This is a genomic window from Antarctobacter sediminis (assembly GCF_019218285.1).
Lineage (GTDB): Bacteria > Pseudomonadota > Alphaproteobacteria > Rhodobacterales > Rhodobacteraceae > Antarctobacter > Antarctobacter sediminis.
In genome coordinates this window covers 15,682-41,550 of record NZ_JAHUZG010000009.1, presented here as the reverse complement: position 1 = coordinate 41,550, position 25,869 = coordinate 15,682, and the positions used below count along the sequence as shown (strand labels likewise).

25 protein-coding genes are annotated in these 25,869 nt (G+C 63.4%); 7 read left to right on the top strand and 18 right to left on the bottom strand.

Annotated elements, in window-relative coordinates; genetic code table 11:
* The first annotated feature begins 28 nt into the window (after positions 1–28).
* Complete coding sequence (locus KJP30_RS23850; protein ID WP_246594732.1) at positions 29–625, top strand: helix-turn-helix domain-containing protein; 597 nt, start codon at positions 29–31, stop codon at positions 623–625.
* On the opposite strand, the gene KJP30_RS23845 is transcribed toward KJP30_RS23850, so the two are convergent.
* The 6 genes from KJP30_RS23845 to KJP30_RS23820 form a co-directional block, all read right to left on the bottom strand.
* Positions 605–1,087 (bottom strand): GAF domain-containing protein, encoded by a 483-nt coding sequence (locus KJP30_RS23845; protein ID WP_218452054.1) that lies wholly within the window; start codon positions 1,085–1,087, stop codon positions 605–607. The two genes, KJP30_RS23850 and KJP30_RS23845, sit on opposite strands and share 21 nt — an antisense overlap.
* Positions 1,084–1,968, bottom strand: coding sequence for a polysaccharide deacetylase family protein (locus KJP30_RS23840; RefSeq protein WP_218452053.1), 885 nt, complete (start codon positions 1,966–1,968; stop codon positions 1,084–1,086). The genes KJP30_RS23845 and KJP30_RS23840 overlap by 4 nt, the downstream gene beginning before the upstream one ends.
* A complete protein-coding gene (locus KJP30_RS23835; protein ID WP_281421463.1) occupies positions 1,965–2,699 on the bottom strand; it encodes an amino acid ABC transporter ATP-binding protein in 735 nt (244 codons plus the stop codon). Before KJP30_RS23835 ends, KJP30_RS23840 begins: the two co-directional genes overlap by 4 nt.
* Positions 2,665–3,363: an amino acid ABC transporter permease gene (locus KJP30_RS23830; protein ID WP_218452052.1), complete on the bottom strand. Its 699-nt coding sequence runs from the start codon at positions 3,361–3,363 to the stop codon at positions 2,665–2,667. The genes KJP30_RS23835 and KJP30_RS23830 overlap by 35 nt, the downstream gene beginning before the upstream one ends.
* On the bottom strand, positions 3,363–4,040 hold the full coding sequence (locus KJP30_RS23825) for an amino acid ABC transporter permease (protein WP_218452051.1): 678 nt from the start codon (positions 4,038–4,040) through the stop codon (positions 3,363–3,365). The genes KJP30_RS23830 and KJP30_RS23825 overlap by 1 nt, the downstream gene beginning before the upstream one ends.
* Positions 4,041–4,107: 67 nt before the next feature.
* Positions 4,108–4,914, bottom strand: a complete 807-nt coding sequence (locus tag KJP30_RS23820) for a transporter substrate-binding domain-containing protein (RefSeq protein ID WP_218452050.1) — start codon at positions 4,912–4,914, stop codon at positions 4,108–4,110.
* A gap of 293 nt (positions 4,915–5,207) precedes the next feature.
* On the opposite strand from KJP30_RS23820, the gene KJP30_RS23815 reads away from it, so the two are divergent.
* The 4 genes from KJP30_RS23815 to KJP30_RS23800 all read left to right on the top strand — a co-directional run bounded on the left by KJP30_RS23815 (position 5,208) and on the right by KJP30_RS23800 (position 10,983).
* Entirely contained in the window at positions 5,208–6,662 is a 1,455-nt protein-coding gene (locus tag KJP30_RS23815) for an aldo/keto reductase (protein ID WP_218452049.1), read from the top strand.
* 175 nt (positions 6,663–6,837) lie between these two features.
* On the top strand, positions 6,838–8,244 hold the full coding sequence (locus KJP30_RS23810) for an amidohydrolase (protein WP_218452048.1): 1,407 nt from the start codon (positions 6,838–6,840) through the stop codon (positions 8,242–8,244).
* A gap of 11 nt (positions 8,245–8,255) precedes the next feature.
* Complete coding sequence (locus KJP30_RS23805; RefSeq protein WP_218452047.1) at positions 8,256–9,353, top strand: M24 family metallopeptidase; 1,098 nt, start codon at positions 8,256–8,258, stop codon at positions 9,351–9,353.
* Between the two features lie 55 nt (positions 9,354–9,408).
* A complete protein-coding gene (locus KJP30_RS23800; protein WP_218452046.1) occupies positions 9,409–10,983 on the top strand; it encodes an ABC transporter substrate-binding protein in 1,575 nt (524 codons plus the stop codon).
* Between the two features lie 42 nt (positions 10,984–11,025).
* Here the strand turns inward: KJP30_RS23800 and KJP30_RS23795 are convergent, their stop codons facing one another.
* The 9 genes from KJP30_RS23795 to glpD all read right to left on the bottom strand — a co-directional run bounded on the left by KJP30_RS23795 (position 11,026) and on the right by glpD (position 21,405).
* On the bottom strand, positions 11,026–12,180 hold the full coding sequence (locus KJP30_RS23795) for an iron-containing alcohol dehydrogenase (RefSeq protein WP_218452045.1): 1,155 nt from the start codon (positions 12,178–12,180) through the stop codon (positions 11,026–11,028).
* Positions 12,181–12,197: 17 nt separating this feature from the next.
* Positions 12,198–13,685, bottom strand: coding sequence for a glycerol kinase GlpK (glpK, locus tag KJP30_RS23790; RefSeq protein WP_218452044.1), 1,488 nt, complete (start codon positions 13,683–13,685; stop codon positions 12,198–12,200).
* A gap of 108 nt (positions 13,686–13,793) precedes the next feature.
* Positions 13,794–15,506: an ABC transporter substrate-binding protein gene (locus KJP30_RS23785; protein WP_218452043.1), complete on the bottom strand. Its 1,713-nt coding sequence runs from the start codon at positions 15,504–15,506 to the stop codon at positions 13,794–13,796.
* An 84-nt stretch (positions 15,507–15,590) separates the two neighbouring features.
* Positions 15,591–15,863: a DUF2160 domain-containing protein gene (locus KJP30_RS23780; protein ID WP_218452042.1), complete on the bottom strand. Its 273-nt coding sequence runs from the start codon at positions 15,861–15,863 to the stop codon at positions 15,591–15,593.
* Between the two features lie 23 nt (positions 15,864–15,886).
* The gene (locus KJP30_RS23775; RefSeq protein WP_218452041.1) at positions 15,887–16,738 is read right to left on the bottom strand and encodes a carbohydrate ABC transporter permease; all 852 of its coding nucleotides are present in this window, start codon (positions 16,736–16,738) and stop codon (positions 15,887–15,889) included.
* 3 nt (positions 16,739–16,741) lie between these two features.
* On the bottom strand, positions 16,742–17,611 hold the full coding sequence (locus tag KJP30_RS23770; RefSeq protein WP_218452040.1) for a carbohydrate ABC transporter permease: 870 nt from the start codon (positions 17,609–17,611) through the stop codon (positions 16,742–16,744).
* Positions 17,611–18,693 carry an ABC transporter ATP-binding protein gene (locus KJP30_RS23765; protein WP_218452039.1) on the bottom strand — a complete coding sequence of 361 codons (1,083 nt, stop codon included), beginning with the start codon at positions 18,691–18,693 and terminating at the stop codon, positions 17,611–17,613. Before KJP30_RS23765 ends, KJP30_RS23770 begins: the two co-directional genes overlap by 1 nt.
* An 11-nt stretch (positions 18,694–18,704) precedes the next feature.
* Positions 18,705–19,793, bottom strand: a complete 1,089-nt coding sequence (locus tag KJP30_RS23760) for an ABC transporter ATP-binding protein (protein WP_218452038.1) — start codon at positions 19,791–19,793, stop codon at positions 18,705–18,707.
* A gap of 37 nt (positions 19,794–19,830) precedes the next feature.
* A complete protein-coding gene (glpD, locus tag KJP30_RS23755; protein WP_218452037.1) occupies positions 19,831–21,405 on the bottom strand; it encodes a glycerol-3-phosphate dehydrogenase in 1,575 nt (524 codons plus the stop codon).
* 261 nt (positions 21,406–21,666) lie between these two features.
* On the opposite strand from glpD, the gene KJP30_RS23750 reads away from it, so the two are divergent.
* Positions 21,667–22,434, top strand: coding sequence for a DeoR/GlpR family DNA-binding transcription regulator (locus KJP30_RS23750; protein ID WP_218452036.1), 768 nt, complete (start codon positions 21,667–21,669; stop codon positions 22,432–22,434).
* 219 nt (positions 22,435–22,653) lie between these two features.
* Positions 22,654–23,961: a short-chain fatty acid transporter gene (locus KJP30_RS23745; RefSeq protein ID WP_218452035.1), complete on the top strand. Its 1,308-nt coding sequence runs from the start codon at positions 22,654–22,656 to the stop codon at positions 23,959–23,961.
* Positions 23,962–24,078: 117 nt separating this feature from the next.
* On the opposite strand, the gene KJP30_RS23740 is transcribed toward KJP30_RS23745, so the two are convergent.
* From KJP30_RS23740 to KJP30_RS23730, 3 genes are read right to left on the bottom strand one after another with little or no spacing between them, the layout of a single operon-like run.
* Positions 24,079–24,909 carry an SDR family NAD(P)-dependent oxidoreductase gene (locus KJP30_RS23740; RefSeq protein ID WP_218452034.1) on the bottom strand — a complete coding sequence of 277 codons (831 nt, stop codon included), beginning with the start codon at positions 24,907–24,909 and terminating at the stop codon, positions 24,079–24,081.
* A 15-nt stretch (positions 24,910–24,924) separates the two neighbouring features.
* Positions 24,925–25,368 (bottom strand): MaoC/PaaZ C-terminal domain-containing protein, encoded by a 444-nt coding sequence (locus tag KJP30_RS23735; RefSeq protein WP_218452033.1) that lies wholly within the window; start codon positions 25,366–25,368, stop codon positions 24,925–24,927.
* Entirely contained in the window at positions 25,365–25,865 is a 501-nt protein-coding gene (locus tag KJP30_RS23730; RefSeq protein ID WP_218452032.1) for an FAS1-like dehydratase domain-containing protein, read from the bottom strand. Before KJP30_RS23730 ends, KJP30_RS23735 begins: the two co-directional genes overlap by 4 nt.
* Between the last annotated feature and the right edge of the window lie 4 nt (positions 25,866–25,869).

The window sequence follows — 25,869 nt, the reverse complement described above, 5'->3', positions numbered from 1 at the left end:
TGGTGACAGCAGGTCAGGAGGACAGAGGTTGGACGCGGGAACCGAAAGCACCGAGATGTGGATCGGCAACATGATCCGGGCGCGGCGGCAAAAGCTGGACCTGACCTTGCAGGAAGTGTCGGAGGCGGCGGGGATTTCCACCGGCTATCTGAGCCTGATCGAGCGGGACAAGGCGACGCCCACGCTGACCACGCTGTCGCGGATCGCGGCGGCGCTGGGGGTGGGGATCGACGCCTTTGTCGGCAAGCCGCAGCCCGCCGATTGTATCACCCGGGCGGGCGAGAGGCCGCAGTTCCTGCTGGGGTCGACGCTGGTGCGCTATGAACGGCTGGGTGCGGTGTTCCCGGGATCGGAGCTGTCCTGTTTCGTCATGACCATCGACCCCGGTTACCGGTCTGAATCGACGGGACATGGCGGCGAGGAAACCTTTTACGTCTTGTCCGGGCGGCTGGAGTTCACGCTGGACGGTCAGCGGATGGAACTGGCCGCCGGAGACAGCGCGCATTACGATTCCACCCGCGATCACGCATGGGCCAACCCCTACGAAGAGACCGCGCAGGTGCTGTGGACCGGCACGATCGACCTGTTCGGGGACCGGGGGGTATCAGAGCAGCCGGCCGAGTGAGCGCGCCTTGACGTAGGCGGCCTGTGCCGGGCCGGCCAGCGTTTCCTCGGTGACGGTCACGCGGTCGGGCGTGTAGTGCTGTTCCTCATGCAGGATGTTCATGGTGGCCACCAGCTTGCCCTCGTCCCGGATCGGCAGGTTGATGACCGAACCGCAGCCCAGTTTGCCGATCAGTTCGGCATCGGGAAAGACGGTATCGATTTCGGCCAGCGTGTTGGCGACAAAGGTCTGGCCCTGCCCGTGGACATGATCCAGCCAGCGGTTGGGGGTGATCGGTTTGGTCCCGGCGGCGGGATAGTTGACCGGATCGCTGCTATAGGCGCGCCGGGCCAGCATCGCCTGCATGTCGATGGTCATGATGGTAAAGAGTTTCGCGCCGACGGTGGATTGCACAAGCTGTTGCAGCGCCAGCCATGCGGCATCGGGCGTTTGGGCGGCGGCGAGGTCGGTTTCGAACGTCATGTCAGTCCTTGGGCACAGTGGCGGGCAATATCGGCGTGGGTGGCGATCCAGACGTCGCCTTGGTCGCGGGCGTGGGCCAGCAGCCGGTCGAGGATGGCGATGCGCGACCGATAGCCGATCACAAAAGGGTGCATGACCAACTGGCACAAACCGCCCTCGGCGCGGGCGCCGTCGAGTTCGGCCAGAAAGATGTCGGCCACCTGGTCCGGCGTCAGGGTGGGGCGCGTCGGCGGGGTGCGGTTGTACAGCAGATAGACCGCGTCATCGCGGTTCCAGTCGACGGGCAGTTCGATCAGGCCGGTGGAGGTGCCTGCCGTGACCAACTCATAGGGGTCATCGTCGGCCATCATGCTGGAATCGTAGAGGAAACCGGCCTCTGCCACGAGGCGGATAGTATTGTTCGACAGATCCCAATGGGCGGCGCGGTGGCCGACCGGGCGCTGACCGGTGATCTGTTCCAGCGTGTCGCGGGAGCGGGCGAGGGACTCGGCCTCTTCCTCCGGGGTCAGCGTGCCGTTGACCTCGTGTATCCAGCCATGCACGCCGATCTCGTGGCCCTCCGCCACGATGCGGCGGGGTTCTTCGGGGTCGATCAGGGCAGAGACGGCGGGGGTGAAAAAGGTGGCCCGTGCGTCGTGTTTCGCAAGCGTTTTCAGGATGCGTGGCACGCCCTTGCGACGGCCGTATTCGCCCCAGGCGAGGCGGCCCACGGCGCTGCGTCCGCCGCCCAGTTCGAATGTCTCGTGGTCGCAGTCGAAGGAGAGCGCCAGCGCCGCCTTGGCCCCGTTCGGCCATGGCGGACACAACCGCCGCCCGGCGCGGACGGTGTTCACACGTTCGCGCCAGCGGCTTTCGGGCCAGTGGTAGGGGTTTTCGGTCATCGCAGGACCTTGCCGAAAAAGTCGCGGGCGCGGTCGCTTTTGGGGGTGTCGAAAATGGCGGCGGGTGCGCCTGCCTCGACCACCTTTCCGGCATCCATGAAGACGACCTTGGACGAAACCTCGCGCACGAAAGCCATTTCGTGGCTGACCAGCAGCATGGTCATCCCTTCGGCGGCAAGGCGGCGGATGGCGTCCAGAACCTCGTTCACCAGTTCGGGGTCCAGCGCCGATGTGACTTCGTCCAGCAGCAGGATTTCCGGTTTCAGCGCCAGCGCGCGGGCGATGGCGACGCGCTGTTGCTGGCCGCCGGACAATTCGTCGGGGTAGGCGTTTGCCTTGTGATCCATGCCGACGAGTTTGAGCAGGTCCATCGCCTCGGCCTCGACCTCGGCGCGCTTGCGGCCCTTGACCCGCGTCGGGGCGAGCGTGACGTTGCGCAGCACGGTCATGTTCTGGAACAGGTTGTACTGCTGGAACACGATGGCCATACGGTCGCGCGCCGCCTTGACCGCGCGGGGGGCGGAATAGTCGATGCTGGTGCCATCGACCTCGACGCTGCCGGAGGTGACCGGCGTCAGCCCGACCAGCGCCCGCAGGACAGTGGATTTGCCCGAGCCGGAGGGGCCGACAAGTGAAACCACCTCGCCCCGGTCGACCTTGAAATCGATCCCGTGCAGGACGGCCATCTTGCCGTAGTTAGCGTGAATGTCGTTGACCGCGAGGTGTGGCAAGTCGTTTCTCCAGGTATTGGCCGAGGAGGCTCAGCGGGAAGGACATCAGGAAGTAGCAAAAGGCGATGGTGCCAAAGACCAGAACCCCGGAATATCCTTGGTTGTTCAGTTCCTTGCCGCGAAATGTCAGTTCAAAGACACCGATCTGGCTGACCAGCGCGGTATCCTTGATAAAGCTGACGGCAAAGGCGATGGCGGGCGGGATGATGACCGGCAGCGCCTGCGGCAGGACACACAGGCGCATGGTCTGAAACCGCGACAGGTTCATGGCCTGTGCGGCCTCGATCTGGGTTTTCGGGACGCTTTCGATACCGCCGCGAATGATGTCGGCGGTATAGGCCACGGCGTAGATACAGATCGAGATCACCGCGATGGAAAACAGCGACACATCCGAGGCGACCGTCTGGATGAAGAACAGCACGAGGTAGATGACCACCAGAAAGGGAATGCGGCGGAACACCTCGACATAGGCAATGCAGGCCACCCGCAAGGGCAGCGCCCAAAGGCCGGGCGTGGTGCGCAGGTAGACCAGCATCAGCGCAAGGCCAAAGCCGATCAGGCAGCCCAGCAAGGTCATGGCAAGGGTCAGGCCCGCGCTTTCGCCCAGCAGGGCAATGTTTTTCCATGTGAAGAAATCGGGCAGTTGGGCAAGGATACGGTCCATCAGAAGATCCTCGCCTTGACGCGGAAGGCCCAGCGGCCCAGCAGCGCCAGCCCGATGGAGGCGATGAAGGTCAGGACGACATAGATCAGCGCGACCACGGTGAAATATTCCAGCCAGCGGTAATTCACGGTCGACAGGTTGATCGCCTGTCCGGTCAGTTCATCCACGCCAATGACGGCCCCGACGGATGTGCCCATGACAAGGATCACGATGAAGAAATTGGCCAGCGCCGGATAGATCGACTTGGCGATATGCGGCACGACGATGTAGCGGATGCGCTGGGGCAGGGACATGCCCATGGTTTCGCCCGCCTCCATTTCCGTGGCGCGGACGGAGAGGAAGCCGGCGCGCAGGATCATCGTCAGATAGGCCCCGGCGTTCAGCGTCAGGCCGATCAGCACGCAGGCCTCATTGGACCAGCGAATGCCGAATTCGGGCAGGCCGAAATACAGGAAATAAATCTGGATCAGGGCGGGCGTGTTGGTGATGAAAATCACGAACCCCATGACCAGCCAGCGGATCGGGCGCGGCGCGAAGGACAGGCAGGCGGCACCGACAAGGCCGATGAGACAGCCGCAGGTGAAGGCGAAGACGCCCAGTTGCAGCGTCAGCCAAGCCCCTTCGAGCAGGGCGTCGAAGTTGCGCCAGACGACGTTGAATTGAAAATTATAGTCCATGCGGGGGATCAGCCGGGCTTTCGTCGGGAGGGCAGGGGGCGCGGGCGGGCCGCGCCCCGTTCAGGGATCAAAACCAGGGGGTGACGGGCACTTCGCGCAGCATCGGCGCGCCATAGTTCGCTTCCCAGACCTCTTTGACGGTGCCGGAGGAGTGCAGGTCATAGAGGATGATGTTCAGCACTTCGGTCAGGTTGTCGTTGCCCTGGCTGACGCCAAGCGCGCAGTAGGCCACGAAGATCGGCTCTGACACGACGCGCCAGTTGGTGCCTTCGTGGTTTTCGGTGAAGCCCATGAAAAAGTCGATATTCTCGACAATGGCGTCGGCCCGGCCCTGGGCCACAAGGCGCACGGTGTCAGCGATGCTGTCGACCAGTTCCAGTTCGACCTCGGGCATGTTTTCCTCGATCCAGCCGACGGTCCAGTTGCCGCGCATGTTGGCCAGAACGACGCCGTCCTTGTTGAAGTCCTGCCAGCTGTCGCCTTCGATCTTGTCGGTGGCCAGCACGGCCAGCACTTCGGTGTGCAGGGGGGCCGTGTAGTCGATCAGCTTGGCGCGTTCGGAATTGCGGGTCAGCGCGCCCATGGAAATGTCGATGCGGTCAGAGACAAGGAAAGGCACGCGCTGCGCGGTTTCGGTGGGCACCCATTCGACCTCGACGCCCAGTTTGTCGGCGATCATCTGGCCGATTTCGATGTCGAAGCCCTGCCAGTCGCCGTTTTCGTCCCGGGTGCTCATGTTCGGGAAGTTGGGGTTGATCCCGATGCGGATGGTGCCGTCAGAGAGGATGTCCTCAAGCGATTTGGCCTGTGCCTCGGGGGCGGCGGTCAGCGCCAGCCCAAGGGCGGTAACCCCTGCGATGATCCAGTTTTTCATGGTTCGGTTCTCCTGTTGGTGGGTTTTGGATTCTTTGGTTGGTGTGTTCGTTATGCGCACAAATGTCCGAAAATAGTTTGACGAACGGTTTTCGCTCGGTCAATGATTTTTTCGGGACACGCCTTGCCGGGGCGTTGAATGCCAGGTTTTGCCTGTTCCTTCCGCCGCGTGAATTTCCTGTTTTGACAGGGATTTGCGGAGCCGGACCGGTGGCGGAACGGGCTTGAAACTTTGGCGGCGGCGCGGGATGGTGCGCCGCAAGTAAATCGAACACCTGTACGGAAAGTGACGAAATGAAAGACACTCTTGACCAGATCACCCTGCCTTCGGGCCTGTCGCTTTCACGGGTTGTCACCGGGCTGTGGCAGATGGCCGATCAGGAACGGGACGGTAAGGCCTTTGATCTGGAGGCGGCGGCCGAGGCGCTGGCGGATTACGCGCGCGACGGCTTTACCACCTTCGACATGGCCGACCATTACGGCAGCGCCGAGATCGTCGCTGGCAAGGCCGCGCGGATTCTTGCGGCCGAGGGTGGGCCGCGCCCGACGATCCTGACCAAATGGTGCCCCGAACCGGGGGAAATGGATGCGGGCACGGTGCGGCGCGGGGTCGAAACCGCGCTGGAGCGGCTGGCCATGGACCGCGTGGACGTGATGCAGTTCCACTGGTGGCAGTACCAGTCGCCGGAATACCTCGACGCGCTGACCGAGCTGATGAAGCTGCGCGAAGAGGGGCTGGTGGGGCATATCGGCCTGACCAATTTCGACGCGGCGCATCTGCGCATGGTGCTGAAACAGGGGATCGAGATCGCCACCAATCAGGTCTGTTTCTCGGTCGTGGACCGGCGTGCAGCCGGAGAGCTGACCCGCGTCGCGGCAGAAAACGGCGTGGGCATCCTTGGGTTCGGCACGCTTTGCGGCGGGTTCCTGTCGCAGAAATGGCTGGGTGTGGAGAAACCGGCGCAGATCGAGGACTGGAGCCGCATGAAATACATGCGCTTCATTGAAACGGCGGGCGGTTGGGAGCGGTTCCAGAGGCTGCTGGCGGCGCTGGCGCAGGTGGGCGAACGGCACGGCGTGTCGCTGTCCAACGTGGCCAGCCGCTGGGTTCTGGAACAGGGCGCGACAGCCGGTGTCATCGTCGGTGTGCGGTTGGGGGAAAACGCTCACCGCGCGGACAATCGACGGATGCAGGGCTTTGCACTGGATGCCGAGGACCACGCGGCGATCGACGCGGCGGCGATGGCTCCGATTCCCGGGGATTGCGGCGATGAATACCGCAAGCCGCCGTTCCTGACCGCCTCTGGCGACCTGTCGCACCATCTGGACGCGTTGCCGCCGGTCATGGCGGTGTCCGAGCCGCGCCCGGGGCGGCAGCGCGCCGAAAGCGGGTCGATCTGGGAGGAAAAGGCCGGGTTCGCCCGTGCCGTGCGCAAGGGCAAACGCATCCTTGTCAGCGGCACCACGGCGACCGATCCGCATGGCAATGCGATTTGTGACGGCGACGCGGCGGGGCAGGCGGTCTATATCCTCGACAAGATCGCCGGCGCGGTGTCGTCGCTGGGCGGATCGCTGGAGGATGTGCTGCGGACCCGGATCTTTGTCACCAACGAGGCCGACTGGCAGGCTGTGTCCGAAGTGCATGCGCGCTATTTCGGAGACATTCGCCCGGCCAATACGATGGTCGTGGTCAAGGCTTTGATCGGCGGCTACGCGGTCGAAATCGAGGCAGAGGCCGAACTGGACTGACCCGCGTGGTCCCGCGGCCCGCGCCGGAACCGCGGGCCGTTTGCGATCTGCTGCGCCCGGTCCCACGGCCTGTCGTTCATCGCGGGCGTGTCGGGGCGGAGAATGCTTGACAGGCGCATGCAATCCCGAACAGATGTTCGAAGTAAAAAAGTTTTAACGGCGGGGAAAACTCTTCATGAGCAACGAAAACACGCTCTGGTCCTTTGTCGAGGCAAAGCGCGACGGCTATTGCCGGTTGGCGGACAGCGTCTGGGAAACACCGGAACTGTTGTACGAGGAACACCGTTCTGCCGCGGCTCATCGTGAGATGCTGGAGGCCGAGGGCTTTCGCGTGACCGATGGTCTGGCGGGGATCGAAACAGCCGTGATGGGCGAGGCGGGCGAGGGCGGCCCGGTGATCGCCATCCTTGGCGAATACGACGCGTTGCCGGGGTTGAGCCAAGAGGCGGGCGTGGATTACCCCGCGCCGCTGGAAAAAGGCGGCAGCGGCCACGGCTGCGGGCATAACCTGTTGGGCGCGGGGGCTCTGTTGGCGGCGACGGCGGTCAAGGACTGGCTGGCGGCCAACAACCTGCCGGGCCGCGTGCGCTATTATGGCTGCCCGGCAGAAGAGGGCGGCGCGGCCAAGACATTCATGGTGCGCGACGGCCTGTTCAAGGATGTGGACGCGGCGCTGTCATGGCATCCGATGAGCTTTAACGGCATCATCCCGCCGCTGACGCTGGCCGTGGCGATGGTGGATTTCCATTTCAAGGGGCGGACGTCCCATGCCGCGGTTTCGCCGCATCTGGGCCGCAGCGCGCTGGACGCGGTGGAACTGATGAGCGTGGGCGTGAACTATCTGCGTGAACACGTGCCCCAGGACAGCCGCATCCACTATGCGGTGACCGATTCCGGCGGCATCGCCCCCAACGTGGTGCAGGAACGCGCGACGGTGCGCTATTCGGTCCGGTCGCTGAAACGCAAGGATATGCAGGCGCTGGTCGACCGGGTGACAAATGTGGCCAAGGGCGCGGCGATGATGACCGACACACAGGTGGAGGTGGATTTCATCTCGGCCATGTCCGAGATGCTGGACAACCCGCCGCTGTACAAGCTGTTGCAGCGCCATATGGAGGCCGCGGGCGCGGCCCGGTTCGACGCCGCGGATCGCGACTATGCCCGCCGGATTCAGGCGACGCTGACCGAGGCCGATATCGAAGCCGTCTATCAGGCCTCCGGGGTCGAACCGCAGGACACGCCGATTTGCGATTTCGTGGTGCCCTATGAAACCCGCGGGGTGCCGATGCTGGGGTCGACCGATCTGGGCGATGTCAGCTGGGCGGTGCCCTTTGCGCAACTGGGCGGCGGAACCATGGCCATCGGCACGCCGCTGCACACGTGGCAGACCACGGCGCAGGGCAAGACGCCAGCGGCGCACAAGGCCATGGTGCAGATCAGCAAGGCGCTGGCGGGCGCGGCGGCGGAACTGCTGACCACCCCGGCGGTGCTGGAGGCGGCGCGGGCCGATTTCGAGGCGCGCACCGGCAAGACCCCCTATGAAAGCCCGCTGACGCCGGACGCCCGTCCGCGCGCGGCCTGAGAGGAAACGACATGAGCCGTACTGACGACAAGCTATCCGCCATCCGCGCCGCTATGGCTGAACAGGGCGTGGAACTTTGCGCCCTTGGGCCGGGTGCGCATATGCAATGGGTGCTGGACTGGCACCCGCATCCGGACGAGCGGCTGACCCTGCTGGCGATCGGGCGGGACAGCGCCTATTTCGTGGTGCCTTCGGTCAACGCCGAGCAGGCGGGCGCAAATGCCGGGCTGCCGCTGATCACGTGGCGGGACGAAGACGGCCCCGAAGGCGCGCTGCGCAGCCTTGCCCAAAAGATCGGCGGCGTGACCCGGCTGGTGCTGGATGAAACCATGCGGACCGATTTCTCGCTGCCGCTGATGGATGCATTTCAGGGCGCGACGCCGGTTTTTGCGGATCGGTTGGTCGGTGCGTTGCGCATGGTCAAGGACGCCGGGGAACTGGCGGCGCTGAAGGCCAGCGCAGGGGTGGCCGACCGCGCCATGCAGGCGGGTTTCGCCGCGATTCGCCCCGGTCTGACCGAAACGCAGGTGGCGCAGGCGATGCGTGACAGCTTTGCCGCCGAGGGCGCGGCGGTGGCCTTTACCCTGTGTGCCAGCGGTCCGAACGGCGCTTTTCCGCACCATTCGACGGGGGATCGGGTGCTGCAAGAGGGCGATGCCATCGTCTTTGACATCGGCGCGGGCTATGGCGGCTATCCCAGCGACATCACCCGCATGGCGGCGGTGGGCAGTTTGCCTGCGGGCTATGACGAGGTGCATCAGGTTGTCGAACGCGCGTGGCAGGCGGCGGCAGAGGCCGCGCGTCCGGGCGTCAAGGCGCATGTGGTCGACGATGCCGCGCGCAAGGTGATCACCGACGCGGGCTATGGCGAATATTTCGTGCATCGCACCGGGCATGGGCTGGGGCTTGAGATCCACGAACCGCCCTACCTGACCTCTTCGTCCCAGACGGTGCTGCAAGAGGGCATGGTCTTTTCCATCGAGCCGGGGATCTACATCCCGGGCCGGTTTGGCATCCGGCTGGAGGATATCGTCATCCTGCGTGCCGACGGGGTCGAGATCCTGTCGACGCTGCCGCGTGACGTGCAGGTTTCCGCCTCTGAGGGCTAAGACCGCAAAGCCCGCAGAGCGGGCCATCAAAAACACAAAAAACAGGGAGTCGAACATGACCAAACACATGCTGCTGGCCGCTACGGCCTTGTCCTTGACGCTGGGGGCCGCGCAGGCGGAAACCCTGCGGTGGGCGCGGGCCGGGGATGCGCTGACGCTGGATCCCCACGCCCAGAACGAAGGGCCGACGCTGGCGCTGATGCATCAGATGATGGAGCCGCTGGTCCTGCGCAATCCGGCCGGAGAGCTGGAAGGCGCGCTGGCCACCAGCTGGACCGTCAGCCCGGATCAGCCCGAGGTCTGGACCTTTGACCTGCGGCAGGGCGTCAAGTTTCATGACGGTGCCGATTTCACCGCCGAAGACGTGGTGTTTTCGATGGAGCGGGCGCTAAGCGAAAACAGCGATGTGAAGGGGCTGATCTCGTCCATCGACAAGGTCGAGGCGCTGGATGACTACACGGTGGCAATCACCACCAAAGGCCCGAACCCGCTGTTGCCGGCGGCGATGCCGAATATCCTGATGATCGACAAGGACTGGGCCGAGGCGAACAACGCGGTGCGCGTTCAGGACGTGGAAGGCGGGGAAGAGACCTTTGCCTCGCAGAATGTGAACGGCACCGGGCCGTACAGGCTGGTGAGCCGCGAAGCCGATGCAAAAACGGTCATGACGGTTTTTGACGGCTATTGGGGCAAGGACGATTTCGCGCTGGGATACAGTGACATCATCTATACGCCGATCCAGAACCCCTCGACCCGCATGGCGGCGCTGTTGTCGGGCGAGGTGGATTTCATTCAGGACGTTCCGGTGCAGGACCTTCAGCGGGTTGAACAGGATCCGGATCTCAAGATCATGTCCTCGCCGCAGAACCGGGTGATCTTTTTCGGGCTGAACACCGGCGACGCGCTGGTCAATGCGACCACGGACGGAGCCAATCCGATGGCGGATGTGCGGGTCCGCGAGGCGATGAACATGGCGATCAACCGCGAGGCCATCCAGAAGGTGGTGATGCGCGGTCAGTCGATCCCGGCGGGGGTCATCATGCCGCCCTTCGTGAACGGCTGGAACGAGGCGCTGAACAGCGTTCCCGCGCATGACATCGCGGCGGCCAGGGCAAAACTGGCCGAGGCCGGGTGGGAAGACGGTTTCTCGGTGCAGCTGGATTGCCCGAACGACCGCTACATCAACGATGAGGCGATCTGTCAGGCGGCGGTCGGAATGCTGGCGCAGATCGGGGTCAAGGTGAACCTGAACGCCCAACCCAAGGCGCAGCATTTCCCGCTGGTGAACGGGCTGGCGTCGGATTTCTACATGCTGGGGTGGGGGGTGCCGAGCTATGATTCGGAGTATATCTTCAACTTCCTCTACCATTCGAAAGAGGACCTTTACGGCACGTGGAACGGCACCCGCTATTCCAATCCCAAGCTGGACGAGATGACCAAGGCGATTGCGGCCGAGGTCGATCTGGACAAGCGTGACGCCATGATTGCCGAGATGTGGGATATGGCCAAGGCGGACGCGGTTTATCTGCCGATCCACCACCAGATGCTGAACTGGGCGATGAAGACCAGCGTCGGCGCGGCGGTGGACGCGGACGATCAGGTCAAGGTCAAGTATTTCACCGCGGATTGATCCGGTTCAGAAAAACCTTGGCGCGCGCCCGCGGGGCGCGCGTCAGGCCGGGGCCGCGGTGCGGTCCAGCAGGTCGATGACCTGCGCGGCGCTCAGCGTCACGGGATTGGCCTTGGTCGAAGAGGCGCGCAGCGCGCCCTCGGCCGTTTCGGCAAACCGATCTGCCGGGCAGCCAAGCGCGGCCAGATCCTCCAGCCCCATGTCATCGATGAAACGGCGCAGCGCGCGGGTGCCCGATGTGGCCTGCGGGTCAAGCGCCGCCTTCAGCCAGTTGTCCACCTGATCAAAGCGCGCCGTGTCCATCCCGATGTCACGGGCGGCCTGCCGATTGATTTCGAGCGCGGCGGGCAGCAAGCGGCCGCAGATCGCGCCGTGGGCACCGCCATGGCCGCCGATGACCGCAGCCAGCCCATGCACGATGCCCAGCCCGACATTGGCCAGCGCGATGCCGCTGAGGAAACTGCCACGGGCCAGCGCATCCCGCGCCGCCGGATCTTCGCCCTGCATCAGCCGCGCAAGGGCGGCGATGGCAGGCGGGATCGCGCCTTGGCACAGGGCGTCCGTGACGGGGTTGGCGCGATTGCTGAGATAGCTTTCGATCAACTGGGTGATGGCATCCAGCCCCGTCGCCAGCGTCAGTCCCCTTGGCGCGCCATCGGTCAGCGCCGGATCGACGATGGCAAGCTGCGGCACCATGCGGGCGTCGCGCAGGCTGACCTTGATCGCGGCCTCGGGCACGGTGATGACGGCGTTGCGCGTGGCCTCGGCCCCGGTGCCGGAGGTGGTGGGCAGGGCGACAAAGGGCAGGGGGTCCGGCCCGATGGGCCTGCCCTCTCCGACCACTTCTAGATGGACGACGGGATCGTCTTGGGACCGGATGAGCGCGGCAAGCGCCTTGCCGTAATCCAGCGTCGCGCCGCCGCCGATGGCGACCACGCAGTCCGGCGCGGACTGGCGGGCATGGATCAGACCTTCGCGCAGGAAGTCCAGCGTCGGTTCCCCGGCCGAGAATACCTCGGTCACCGCGACGCCCTCTCTGTCGCGCAGATCGGCGGCGAAGGTATCGACCCATGCCACCGAACGTCCGCGCACCAAAAGCACCCGCCGCCCCAGCGCCGCGACGTGCTGCGCGGCCTGTTGCCGGCAGTCACGGCCAAAGAGCATCTGGCGCGGGGTGGTCAGACCGAAAATCGACATCGTGTTTGTCCCGCGGATCAGAACCGCATTGTCGCGTCGACGGCGCGTTGCCACGCGGCGTATTTCGCGCTGCGGGTTTCGTCCTGCATGGCTGGTTCGAAACTGCGTTCCAGCGCCCAGCTTGCGGCAAATTCAGCCTGCGCGGGGTAGATCCCGGCGCGTTGCCCTGCCAGCCAGGCCGCGCCCATGGCGGTGGTTTCCAACACCTTGGGGCGGTCGACCCGCGCGCCGATGATGTCGGAGAGGAATTGCATCGCATAGTCAGAGGCGCTCATCCCGCCGTCAACGCGCAGGGTGGCGGCCTCGGCCTCGGCGTTCCAGTCGGATTTCATCGCCTCCAGCAGGTCGCGGGTCTGAAAGCCGACGCTTTCCAGCGCGGCCTTGGCGAATTCTTCGGGGCCGGAATTGCGGGTCAGGCCAAAGACCGCGCCGCGGCAGTCGGCGTTCCAATAGGGCGCGCCCAGCCCGGTGAAGGCGGGCACCAGCATCACTTGCTGTGCCGGGTCGGCGCGTTCGGCCAGCGGGTGGGTTTCCTTGGCGTCGCGGATGATCTTCAACCCGTCGCGGAGCCATTGCACCACGGCCCCGGCGATGAAAATCGACCCTTCGAGCGCGTAGGTCGGCTTGCCGTCAAGCTGGTAGGCGATGGTGGTCAGCAGGCGGTTTTGTGACCGGACCGGCGTTTCGCCAGTGTTCAGCAGGGCAAAGCAGCCGGTGCCATAGGTGGATTTCAACATGCCGGGCTGGAAACAGGCCTGCCCCACGGTGGCGGCCTGCTGATCGCCGGCTATGCCCATGATCGGGATCGGGCGACCAAACAGATCGGGGCGTGTTTCGCCAAATTCGGCGGCGCTGTCGCGCACTTCGGGCAGCATCGACATGGGGATGCCCAGCCGGTCGCAGATGGTTTGTGACCAGCGCCCCTTGCGGATGTCGTACAGCATGGTGCGCGCGGCATTGGTGGCGTCGGTCACGTGCAGCGCGCCGCCGGTCAGGTTCCAGACCAGCCAGCTGTCCACGGTGCCAAACACCAGGTCTCCAGCCTCGGCGCGGGCGCGTGCGCCGTCGACATTATCCAGCAGCCACGCCAGTTTCGTGCCGCTGAAATAGGGGTCCAGCAACAGGCCGGTGCGGTCGGTCACGACCTCTTCGAAACCGTCGTCCTTGAGCGTGCGGCACAGATCCGAGGTGCGGCGGTCCTGCCACACAATGGCATTGTGAATAGGCTTGCCGGTCTTGCGGTCCCAGACCAGCGTGGTTTCGCGCTGGTTGGTGATGCCGATGGCGGCAATGTCCTCGACCCGGACGCCGGCCTTTTCGATGGCGGCACGGCAGGTGGCGGCGGTTGTCGACCAAAGGTCGAGCGGGTCATGTTCGACCCAGCCGCTGGCGGGGAAGTGCTGTTCGAATTCTTCTTGGGCGCGGCTGACGACCGACAGGGCGCCGTCGAACAGGATGGCCCGTGTCGATGTCGTTCCCTGATCGATGGCAAGAACATGAGTCATGGTCCACGTCTCCTTGGAGCAAGCGTCGGGTGCGCCACCCGGTATCTGAACTGTTCGGAACAAATGGAGGTGCCGAGGCCCCGAAGGGCCCCGGCAAGGGAGGAAGTCTTATTCCCAGGACTTGATCAGCTCGTCATAGCTGACGGTCTTGGGCTCTTCGTCTTCGTCGTCCAGCTTGGCGTAGGGCGCGCCGGGCTGCGAGAACCAGTAGTCGGCGTCGCTTTCATCGTTCAGCTTGGGACCGATGTCACCCTGAATGCCTGCGCGTTCCAGACGCTCGAGCACGCGTTCCTGATCCGCGCAAAGCGCGTCCAGCGCCTCTTGCGGGGTCTTGGCGCCGGACATGGCATCACCGATGTTCTGCCACCACAGCTGTGCCAGCTTGGGGTAGTCCGGGACGTTGGTGCCGGTCGGCGACCACGCCACACGTGCGGGCGAGCGGTAGAACTCGACCAGGCCGCCCAGCTTGTCCGCGCGATCGGTGAAGCTGTCATGCTGCACGGTGGATTCGCGGATGAAGGTCAGGCCCACGTGGGATTTCTTGACGTCCACGGTTTTCGAGGTGACGAACTGGGCATAGAGCCAGGCCGCCTTGGCGCGGTCGACCGGGGTCGATTTCATCAGCGTCCAGGAACCCGCGTCCTGATAGCCGACCTTCTGGCCTTCTTTCCAGTAGACACCATGCGGCGAGGGGGCCATGCGCCACTTGGGCGTGCCGTCCTCGTTCATGACCGGCAAGCCCGGCTTGACCGTGTCGGCGGTAAAGGCGGTGTACCAGAACATCTGCTGGGCGATGTTGCCCTGCGCCGGGATCGGACCTGCTTCGGAGAAGGTCATGCCCGCGGCGGCCGGGGGCGTGTATTTCTCCAGCCATTCGATGGCCTTGGTCACGGCATAGACGGCTGCGGGCGAGTTGGTGGCGCCGCCACGTGCAACGCAGGAGCCGACGGGCTGGCTCTGGTCGTTGACGCGAATGCCCCATTCGTCGACGGGCAGGCCGTTCGGTTCGCCGATGTCTCCCATGCCAGCCATGGACATCCACGCATCGGTGTAACGCCAGCCAAGGCTGGGATCTTTCTTGCCGTAGTCCATGTTGCCAAAGACTTCGCCTTCGACACCCATGTGCGACAGGTCGCGACCGGTGAAGAATTCAGCGATGTCCTCGTAGGCCGACCAGTTGACCGGAACGCCAAGGTCATAGCCGTAGGCGGCCTTGAAGTCTTCCTGGTTCTTGGGGTCGTTGAACCAGTCGTAGCGGAACCAGTAGAGGTTCGCGAACTGCTGTGTCGGCAGCTGATAGACCTTGCCGTCCGGGCCGGTGGTAAAGCTGAGGCCGATGAAATCCTCAAGGTCCAGCGTGGGCGAGGTCACGTCCGCGCCTTCTCCGTCGATCCAGTCGGTCAGGTTGCGCACCTGCTGGTAACGCCAGTGCGTGCCGATCAGGTCAGAGTCGTTGATGTAGCCGTCATAGATGTTCTGGCCGGACTGCATCTGCGTTTGCAGCTTTTCAACCACGTCACCTTCGCCAATCAGGTCATGCGTGACCTTGATGCCGGTGATCGCGGTAAAGGCCGGGGCCAGCACCTGCGATTCATAGACATGGGTGGTGATCGTTTCCGAGACGACCTTGATTTCCATGCCTTCGAACGGCTTGGCCGCGTCGACGAAGAACTGCATCTCTGCCTCTTGCGCCGCGCGCGGCAGGCTGGACAGGTCGCCGATCTCTGCGTCCAGGAACGCGCGGGCCGCGTCCATGTCGGCAAAGGCCGGACCCGCAAGGATCAGCAGCGCTGCCGTTGTGGATCTGAATTTGTGATTCATTGGTATCCTCCCATGGTACCATTCTTGTCGAGGACGGTTCTTGCGTGGGCCGGGCTCCTCGAACTCCCGGTCACGATGTCGGACCTACACCCAGCGAAAAACCGCGGCGGCGTAGATCAGGCAAACGACAAGGGCGAGCGGTTGTTGCACGCCCACAAGGCCCAGCCAGGCCAGGTTGATGAAGGCCGAGCCGAGCAAGGTGATGAACAACCGGTCGCCGCGTGTGGTTTCGATCCGCAGAATGCCCGTGCGGGGCGTTTCCGGGAACTTGATCGCAAGGATCGTAAAGATGATGAGCAGCGTCGCGATGACCCCGAAAAAGATCGCGGTCGGCCATGTCCATGCCATCCAGTCCATTGGATTTCCTCCCTTTTTCCGGTTCAGACGCGGCCCAGGGCAAAGCCCTTGGCGATGTAGTTGCGGACAAAGTAGATCACGAGCGCGCCCGGCACGATGGTCAGCACCCCGGCAGCCGCCAGCACGCCCCAGTCGATCCCCGAGGCCCCCTGCGTGCGGGTCATGATGGCCGAGATGGGTTTGGCATCTACCGTTGTAAGTGTGCGCGAGAGCAGCAGCTCAACCCAAGAGAACATAAAACAGAAGAAGGCGGCAACCCCGATCCCGCTGGCGATCAGCGGCATGAAGATCTTTACGAAGAAGCGCCCAAAGCTGTAGCCGTCGATATAGGCTGTCTCGTCGATTTCCTTGGGCACGCCGCGCATGAACCCCTCAAGAATCCAGACCGCCAGCGGCACGTTGAACAGGCAGTGCGCCAGTGCCACGGCGATATGGGTGTCGAACAACCCGACCGAGGAATAGAGCTGGAAGAAGGGCAGGGCGAACACCGCGGGCGGCGCCATGCGGTTGGTCAGCAGCCAGAAGAACAGGTGTTTGTCACCCATGAAGTGATAGCGCGAAAAGGCATAGGCCGCCGGCAGGGCCACCGCGAGGCTGATGACCGTGTTCATCACCACGTAGATCAGCGAGTTCACGTAGCCCATGTACCACGCCGGATCGGTGAGGATCGTGGCATAGTTCGCAAAGGTCAGGTTGCGCGGCCAGAGTGTGAATTCGTTCAGGATCTCGGTGTTGGTCTTCAGGCTCATGTTCAGCAGCCAGTAGATCGGCAGCAGAAGAAAGAGCAGGTAGAGCGTCATCACCACGGCGCGGCTGTTGACCTTGGGCAGGCTGGACCGGCGGGCGGTGGGTTGGGTCAGGGTCGTGTCGGCCATGGCTCAGGACTCCCGCTTATCAAGGTTGGTCATGACGGTGTAGAACACCCAGCTCACCAGCAGGATCACCAGAAAGTACATGAGCGAGAAAGCCGCCGCCGGACCGAGGTCGAACTGCCCCAGCGCCATTTTCACAAGGTCGATCGACAGCAGGGTGGTGGCGTTGCCCGGCCCCCCGCCGGTGACGACGAACGGTTCGGTGTAGATCATGAAGCTGTCCATGAAACGCAGCAGGATGGCGATCATCAGCACGCCCATCATCTTGGGCAGTTCGATGTAGCGGAACACCTTCCAGCGGCTGGCCTGATCGATCTTGGCGGCCTGATAATATGCCTCGGGGATGGATTTCAGCCCGGCAAAGGCCAGAAGCGCCACAAGCGAGGTCCAGTGCCAGACATCCATCACGATGATGGTGATCCATGCGGCCAGCGTGTCCTGCGTGTAGTTGTAGTTGATGCCTAGCTTGTCCAGCGTATAGCCCAGAAGGCCGATGTCGACCCGGCCAAAGATCTGCCAGATGGTGCCGACCACGTTCCACGGAATCAGCAGCGGCAGCGACATCAGCACAAGGCAGACCGAGGACCAGAAGCCCGACTTCGGCATGTTCAGCGCGACGAAAATGCCCAGCGGAATTTCGATCGCGAGGATGATGAGCGAGAACATCAGCTGTCGCCCCAGCGCGTCCCACATGCGTTCGGATTCAAGCATGTCCTTGAACCATTCCAGCCCCGCCCAGAAGAACTGGTTGTTGCCGAAAGTGTCCTGAACGGAATAGTTGACCACGGTCATCAACGGGATCACCGCCGAGAAGGCCACCAGCAGAAGAACCGGCAGGACAAGGAACCATGCTTTTTGGTTGACTGTCTTTTCCATCACGCGGCCTCCCCTTCAGCGCGGACCCGCCAATCGTTGGCGTAGACGTTCACATGCGCGGTGTCGAAGGTGACGCGGTTCATGTCCGCGCTCACCTGGTCGTCCTCACCGGCGATGATGTTGATGTCATGGCCGAAGAATTCGGCGCGGATGATCTTGTGCCGACCCACGTCTTCGACCCGGCGCACCTTGACCGGCAGGCCGTCGGTCTGGGACAGGTGGACAAATTCCGGGCGGACGCCGATTTCGACCTTGCCATTGAGCGGCGCATAGCCGCTGGACAGGTCCACGTGCGAGCCGTTGATATAGGCCTTGTTGCCGTCGATGCGCGCCGGGATGACGTTCATGCCGGGCGAACCGATGAAATACCCGACAAAGGTGTGTTCGGGCCGCTCGAACAGTTCTTCGGGCGTGCCGATCTGTACAACGCGGCCATCGTACATCACCACGACCTTGTCGGCGAAGGTCAGCGCCTCGGTCTGGTCGTGGGTGACGTAGATCATCGTGTGGCCGAAATCATGGTGCAGCTGTTTCAGCTGGGTGCGCAGCTCCCATTTCATGTGGGGGTCGATCACGGTCAGCGGCTCGTCGAACAAAAGCGCGTTGACGTCTTTGCGAACCATGCCGCGGCCAAGGCTGATCTTTTGCTTGGCGTCGGCGGTCAGGCCACGCGCCTTGCGGTTCAGCATCTCTTCCATGCCGATCATGCGGGCGATTTCCTGCACGCGCTCGGCGACATAGCTTTCATCGCGGCCACGGTTGCGCAGCGGGAACGCCAGATTGTCGCGCACGGTCATGGTGTCGTAGACAACCGGAAACTGAAAGACCTGCGCGATGTTGCGTTCGGCGGTCGGCGCGTGGGTCACGTCCTTGCCATCGAACAGGATGCGGCCCTGGCTGGGTTGCAACAGGCCGGAAATGATGTTGAGCAACGTGGACTTGCCGCAGCCGGAGGACCCCAGAAGGGCGTAGGCGGCGCCGTCGTCCCAATCGTGGTTCAGCTCTTTCAGCGCGAAATCATCTTCGGATTTCGGTGAAGGCAGATAGGAATGCGCGAGGTTGTCGAGCGTGATCTTGGCCATCTGTTCCTCCTTCAGGCGGCCAGCGCGTAGGCCGCCGGGGCCACCAGCTTGCCGTCTTCGCCGAAAATGTAGACATGGCGCGGGTCCAGCCAGACCGACAGCGCCGCGCCCAGCGTCAGGTCATGCACGCCGTGGATCAGCCCGACCCAGCGTTCGCCGTGGTGGTCGAGGTGCACGAAGGTTTCCGAACCGGTCAGCTCGGTCACCTTGAGCGTGGCGTTGAATTCCATCGCATCCGCCGCGTGCTGGCGGATCTCGAGGTGGTTCGGGCGGAACCCGGCGGTATAGCGGCCATCGGCCAGCCGGGCGAGGTTGCCCGTGGCCTCGGCGCTTTGACCGTCGCCGAACATGATGCGGTTGCCGGTCTTGGAGATTTGGAGAAAGTTCATCGGCGGATCGCTGAACACCCGCGCCGTAGTGGCATCGACGGGCTGGCGATAGACCTTGGGCGTCAGGTCGAACTGGGTCACGCGGCCTTCCCAGAGGGTCGCGGTATTGCCGCCCAGCAGCAGCGCCTCTTCGGGTTCGGTGGTGGCATAGACAAAGATGCTGCCCGAGGCTTCGAAGATCTTGGGGATCTCGACGCGCAGTTCTTCGCGCAGTTTGTAATCGAGGTTGGCCAGCGGTTCGTCCAGCAGCACCAGACCCGCGTTTTTCACCAGCGCCCGTGCCAGCGCACAGCGCTGTTGCTGCCCGCCGGACAGTTCCAGCGGCTTGCGGTCCAGCATCGGCGTCAGCTTCATCAACTCGGCGCTTTCGCGAACCCGGCGGTCGATTTCCTTGGCGTCGACCCCCATCAGCTTCATCGGCGAAGCGATGTTGTCGTAGACGCTCATCGACGGGTAGTTGATGAACTGCTGATAGACCATGGCGACCTTGCGGTCCTGCACGCGCATCCCGGTGACATCCTGACCTTCCCAGAAGATCTGCCCGGTGTTCGGCGCATCCAGTCCGGCCATCAGACGCATCAGCGAGGTCTTGCCCGACAGGGTCGGGCCAAGCAGCACGTTCATCGTGCCGTTCTGAAGGGTCAGATCAGTGGGATGGATGTGTACTTGTCCATCCACAGATTTCGACACGCCTTTGAGTTCAAGCGTCATCGGGTCTCCTCCTTGGTTCCGCCGAAGCGGTGATGGATCAGCGGCGTTGCGCCATCCATGCGTCCAGTTCTTGTTCTTGTTGCCCGGTCATTCTGAGACCGAGTTTGTTGCGGCGCCAGATCACGTCCTGCGCGGTCACGGCGTATTCGTTGGTCATCAGCCAGCTGACTTCGGCCGCGGTCAGCGTCGCGCCAAAGTCCTGCCCAAGGTCGGCGGCGGACTTGGCGTTGCCAAGGATCGACGCGGCTTCTGTACCATAGGCGCGCACAAGGCGGCGGGCCCAGGCTTCGGTCAGAAAGTCAAAGCGCGCGCGCAGATCCGCGACCAGTGCCGGAACGCCATCGACCGGGAAATCGCCACCCGGCAGGGGGACACCGGCGGTCCAGGGTCCCTTGTCGACAGGCAGGTGTTGGCCGATCTTTTCCAACGCGCTTTCGGCGAGCCGGCGATAGGTGGTGATCTTGCCGCCAAAGATGTTCAGCAGCGGCGCACCGCCCTGCGTGTCGACCTTGAGCGTGTAGTCCCGTGTTGCCGCCGTCGCGCTGGAGGCGCCATCGTCATAGAGGGGCCGGACGCCGGAATAGGTCCAGATCACGTCGTCGTCCGACAGATCCTGCGCGAAATACTGGTTCGCGAATTCAATCAGATAGCGCTGTTCCTCCGGGGTGCAGACCGGTTTCTGCGCCGGATCGGCATGTTCCGCATCGGTGGTGCCGATCAGGGTGAAATCTGTCTCGTAGGGGATCGAAAAGATGATCCGTCCGTCGGTGCCCTGAAAGAAATAGCATTTGTCGTGATCGTAAAGCTTGCGGGTCACGATATGCGAGCCACGCACCAGCCGCACGCCTTCGGTCGAGTTGATGCGCACCTTCTGGTGAATGATGTCGCCCACCCAGGGCCCGCCCGCGTTGACCAGCATCCGGGCGTGATGCACCTGCACCTCGTCACGGCCTTCGGTCCGGGTTTCGATGCGCCACAGATCGCCGTCACGGCTGGCGGACAGCACCTTGGTCCGGGTCATGATCCGCGCGCCACGGGCTTCGGCGTCGCGGGCATTCAGCACCACAAGGCGCGAGTCCTCGATCCAGCAGTCCGAGTATTCATAGGCTTTTTCAAAGCGCGGTTGAAGCGGCGCGCCTTCGGCGGTGCCCTGCAAGGACAGGGTTTCGGTGCCGGGCAGGATCTTGCGGCCGCCAAGATTGTCATACAGCCAAAGACCGAGGCGGATCAGCCATGCCGGGCGGCGCCCCTTCATCCATGGCATCACAAAGCTGAGCAGCTTCGACGTCGGCGTTTCGGATTCGAACCGCATGTCCTTGTGGTAGGGCAGGACAAAGCGCATAGGCCAACTGATGTGCGGCATGGCACGCAACAGGGTTTCGCGTTCGATCAGCGCCTCGCGGACCAGCCGAAACTCGAAATACTCCAGATAGCGCAATCCGCCGTGAAACAGCTTGGTCGAGGCAGAGGAGGTCGCCGAGGCGAGGTCGTTCATTTCGGCCAGCGCAACGGTCAACCCGCGGCCGGCCGCATCGCGCGCGATCCCGCAGCCATTGATGCCGCCACCGATGATGAACAGGTCGGTTGTCGTGGTCTCGACAGGACGTGCCACGCGATTCTCCCCTCCTGCACGCGAAACATGGCGAACACTCTCAAAAGCGCGCGCGTCTTTCAACAGATTTGTTTTCGATTCTGTTCGCTTTTGCGCAAGCTGCTGATCTAAATGGTCATTTTAATTTTCGCAAACGAAATCTCCGGGCGTCGCGAAAGAAATGAACCGGAAAATCTGTTGCCTGACGCTTGCGTCAGCAGATACGCTGGGTCAATTCTTCGATCCGATGGCCGTTCTGGGCAGATCCGAAAGGAAACGAACATGTCGCAAACCTTCCGCCACCCGGAAATCCTCGACATTGCCCGGCGCGAAGGGAAGGTGACGGTCGAAGGGTTGGCCGATCATTTCGGCGTAACCCTGCAAACGATCCGGCGCGACTTGTCCGATCTTGCGCAGGCCGGGCGGCTGGAACGGGTACACGGCGGGGCGGTGCTGCCTTCCAGCATCACAAATATCGGCTATGAAGAGCGGCGTACCCTGAACCCGCAGGCGAAAACGGCCATCGCGCGCGCTTGTGCCGCCAATATCCCCAACGACATTTCGCTGTTCCTGAACATCGGCACCTCGACCGAGGCCGTCGCCCGCGAGCTGTTGCACCATCGCAAACTGATGGTGGTGACCAACAATATGAACGTGGCCAATATCCTTGTTGCCAACTCGGAATGCGAGATCATCGTGACCGGTGGGCATCTGCGGCGCTCGGACGGAGGGCTGATCGGCAACCTTGCGGCGGATACCATCAGCCAGTTCAAATTCGACCTTGCCGTGATCGGCTGCTCGGCGCTGGATGCGGACGGCGACCTGCTGGACTATGATATTCAGGAAGTGGCGGTCAGCCAGACGATCATGGCCCAGTCACGCAAGGTCTTTCTGGTGGCGGATCATTCCAAGTTCAGCCGCAACGCCCCGGCGCGGATCGGATCGCTGGCGCGGATCGACACCTTTTATACCGACGAGCCATTGCCCGGAGACCTTGCCGCCCGCTGCAAGGACTGGGGCGTCAGGGTGCAGTTGTCGGACGGCACGTGAGCGCAGTCGGATAATTTGAATTATGTTAATTTTGGCGCTGAAATGATGCGGCGTCGATCTTTCGTGCGGGTCGGTTTCCCCGTCGCGGTGCCTTGTCAAAGCGGTACACAAAGCGCCCAAAAATTAATCCCCTGTCCTTGGCTGCAAGACCTTTCAACGGCAACCCGGCACTGATAGTCGCCGAATAAGGTGCTGTTTTATCTAAGCAAGGAGAGCTTCATGCTCGGTTTTATCTCACGACCCATGGTCAGGATCGTGGACCGCTACCTGCCGGATCCCTTTGTCTTTGTCCTTGTGCTGACACTGGTGGCCGGGTTGGCCGCCGTGTTGACGCAAGGGACCGGCCCGATGGAGGTTGTGACCTTCTGGGGCGATGGTTTCTGGTCGCTTCTGACTTTTTCGATGCAGATGCTTCTGGTGCTTGTCACCGGTTACATGATGGCATCCACGCCGCTGGTGCGGCGCGGGCTTTCTGCGCTGGCGGGCATGGCCAGCAGCGCCGGCAGCGCGATCCTTCTGGTCAGCGTGGTGTCGCTGGCTGCGTCTTGGATCAACTGGGGCTTTGGCCTTGTCGTTGGGGCGCTGTTCGCCCGCGAACTGGCGCGGACGATCAAGGTTGACTACCGCCTTCTGGTGGCCTCGGCCTATTCCGGGTTCATCGTCTGGCACGGTGGTCTGGCCGGATCGGTGCCCTTGTCCATCGCGACCGAAGGCCATCCCTTCGCCAATATCACCGGGGTTGTGCCCACCTCGGAGACGATCTTTTCCGTGTTCAACCTGAGCATCGTGGTCGCGTTGTTCATCGCGGTTCCTCTGGTGAACCGTGCGATGATGCCGCGCGAGGACGAAGCCGTCTACGTCGATCCTGCCCTGCTGGCTGAAGACGACCGCCCGAAACCCGAAAGCCCGACCCCGGCAGAGTGGCTGGAAAACAGCATGGCGCTGTCGGTACTGGTGGGGGCCGCGGGCGCGGCATGGCTGATCCAGTATTTCGCTCAGGGCGGCGGGCTGTCGCTGAACGTCATCAACTTCTTGTTCCTGACGCTGGCGATCCTGTTGCATGGCACGCCCAAGAACCTGCTGAACGCGCTGACCGACGCGGTCAAAGGCGGCGCGGGCATCGTGATCCAGTTCCCCTTTTACGCGGGGATCATGGCAATCATGGTGAAATCCGGTCTTGCGGCGAGCATCTCGGAACAACTGGTCGGGCTGGCTTCGGCGGCGACCCTGCCGTTCTGGTCCTTTATCTCGGCGGGGATCGTGAACTTTTTCGTGCCTTCGGGCGGCGGTCAATGGGCGGTGCAGGCCCCGGTGATCCTTCCTGCGGCAGAGGCGCTTGGCGCGGATATTGCGCGGACCTCGATGGCAGTGGCCTGGGGGGATGCATGGACCAACATGGTGCAACCTTTCTGGGCGCTGCCGATCCTTGGGATCGCGGGGCTGCGGGCCAAGGACATCATGGGCTTTTGCGTGGTGCATCTGATCCTGTCGGGGATCATCATTGCGGTTGGTCTGACCTTCCTTTGACCGGCAAATGAAAAAACCCTGCCCGGTCGCGTGACCGGGCAGGGTGCGGCAGGCCGGGTCAGGCTGCGGAGGAGGCACCTTGCCGACCGGCCGGTTTCGGGGTCCGGCGGCAGCCGGTCAGATCGTCAGCCCCCCGCCGATGACCAGAACCTGCCCCGAGACGTAATTCGATTCCGGAGCGCAGAGCAGGTAGACGCCATCCGCCGCCTCTTCGGGGGTGCCGCCACGGCCCAGCGGAACCTGCGCGCCAAAGGCGTCGGCGGCGGCCTTGGGGATGCCGACCCCGACAGTATTTCCATCGACGACAACGCTGGCCTTGGTGTCGCGGGCCTCGGTCAGGCGGGTTTCGATAAAGCCGAAAGCGGCGCAGTTTACATTGACCTTGTAGCGGCCCCATTCCTTGGCCAGCGTCTTGGTCAGCCCGACGACGGCGGCCTTGCCCGAGGCATAATTGGCCTGCCCCACATTGCCGCCCAGCCCGGCGATGGACGAGATATTCACCACCTTGCGGAACACTTCCTGCCCTTGTGTCGCCTCGGTCTCGGCAAAGTTGCGGATATGCGGGGCGGCGGCGCGCAGCACCTGGAAGGGGGCTTTGACGTGGACGTTCAGCATGGCGTCGAACTGGGCGTCCGTCATTTTGCCGACGAAGGAATCCCAAGTGTACCCGGCGTTGTTCACGATGATGTCGACGCCGCCAAAACTTTCCATTCCGGATTGGATGAACCGTTCGGCAAAGCCCGCCTCGGTCACGCTGCCGACCACCGCATGGGCCCGACCGCCAAGCGCATTGATCGCCTCGACCACCTCGGCGGCGGGGGCGGCGTCCAGATCGTTGAGGACCACATGCGCCCCTTCGCGCGCCAGTTTCAGCGCCACGGCACGGCCGATCCCGCGTCCGGCACCGGTGACATAGGCTGTCTTGCCCTTGAGTCTTTGGTTGTCCATCTGTCGTCTTTCTGTTCAGGAAATCTGTGAAGCGGCGGCAAGGTGGACCGTGGCGCTGCCTTTCAGCACCGGCGTTCCATCCTGAAGAACAGCCCGCAGTGCGAGCTCCAGTTCAGTTTCGTCACCTTGGGCGCGGCGGTCCGTTACCGTGCCTGTCACGTGCAGTTCCGCGTGGACCGGAACGATGGCGACAAAGCGGGCGGACAGGGCGCTGATCCGCGCGGCCCCGGCCCATCCCGTCACCAGCCGCCCGAATTGCGCCATGCCCAACATGCCATGCGCAAAGACATCCGGCTGACCTGCCTTGCGGGCAAAGTCGATGTCGATGTGGATCGGGTTGTGATCCAGCGATACCCCCGCATAAAGCGCCAGCGTCCGGCGCGAGATGGGGCCGAAGGTCAGCTTTCCGATGCTGTCGCCTGTCCGGGCGGTCTCAGGGGGCGGTTGCGTGGCGGTCATCGCTCTGCTCCTGTGTCCAGCCGATGCACCAGCGTCCGCTGGCAGGTCACCAAAGGTCCGCGATCGGGATGGCGGATCACGGTTTCCAGCCGGGCCAGTTCCATCCGTCCGCCGCCTGCGTCCGAAAAGCCAAGAACGGTGGTCTGATGGTACAGCCTGTCCCCGGCGTGGATCGGACCGTGATAGTGATAGGTTTCCTCGCCATGCAGGAGATAGCGGAAATCGGCCCGGATCAGCGCGTGTACATCCGGCACCCCGGCACGGGCCGCATCCTGCATCGCCGCCATGTCGATGACCGCCGCGTAGGTTGGCGGGGCCACGATGTCCGGGTGCCCCGCCGCGCGCGCGGCCTTGACGCTTAGAAAGACCGGATCGGTTTCGCCAATGACCTCGGCAAAGCGGATCAGGCTGGCGCGGTCGACGTGGATTTCTTGCGGCGTGGTGGCTTGGCCGACCGTCTGCCGGTCGAACAAGCCAGGGTGCGCGGCGGCGTCCATGACG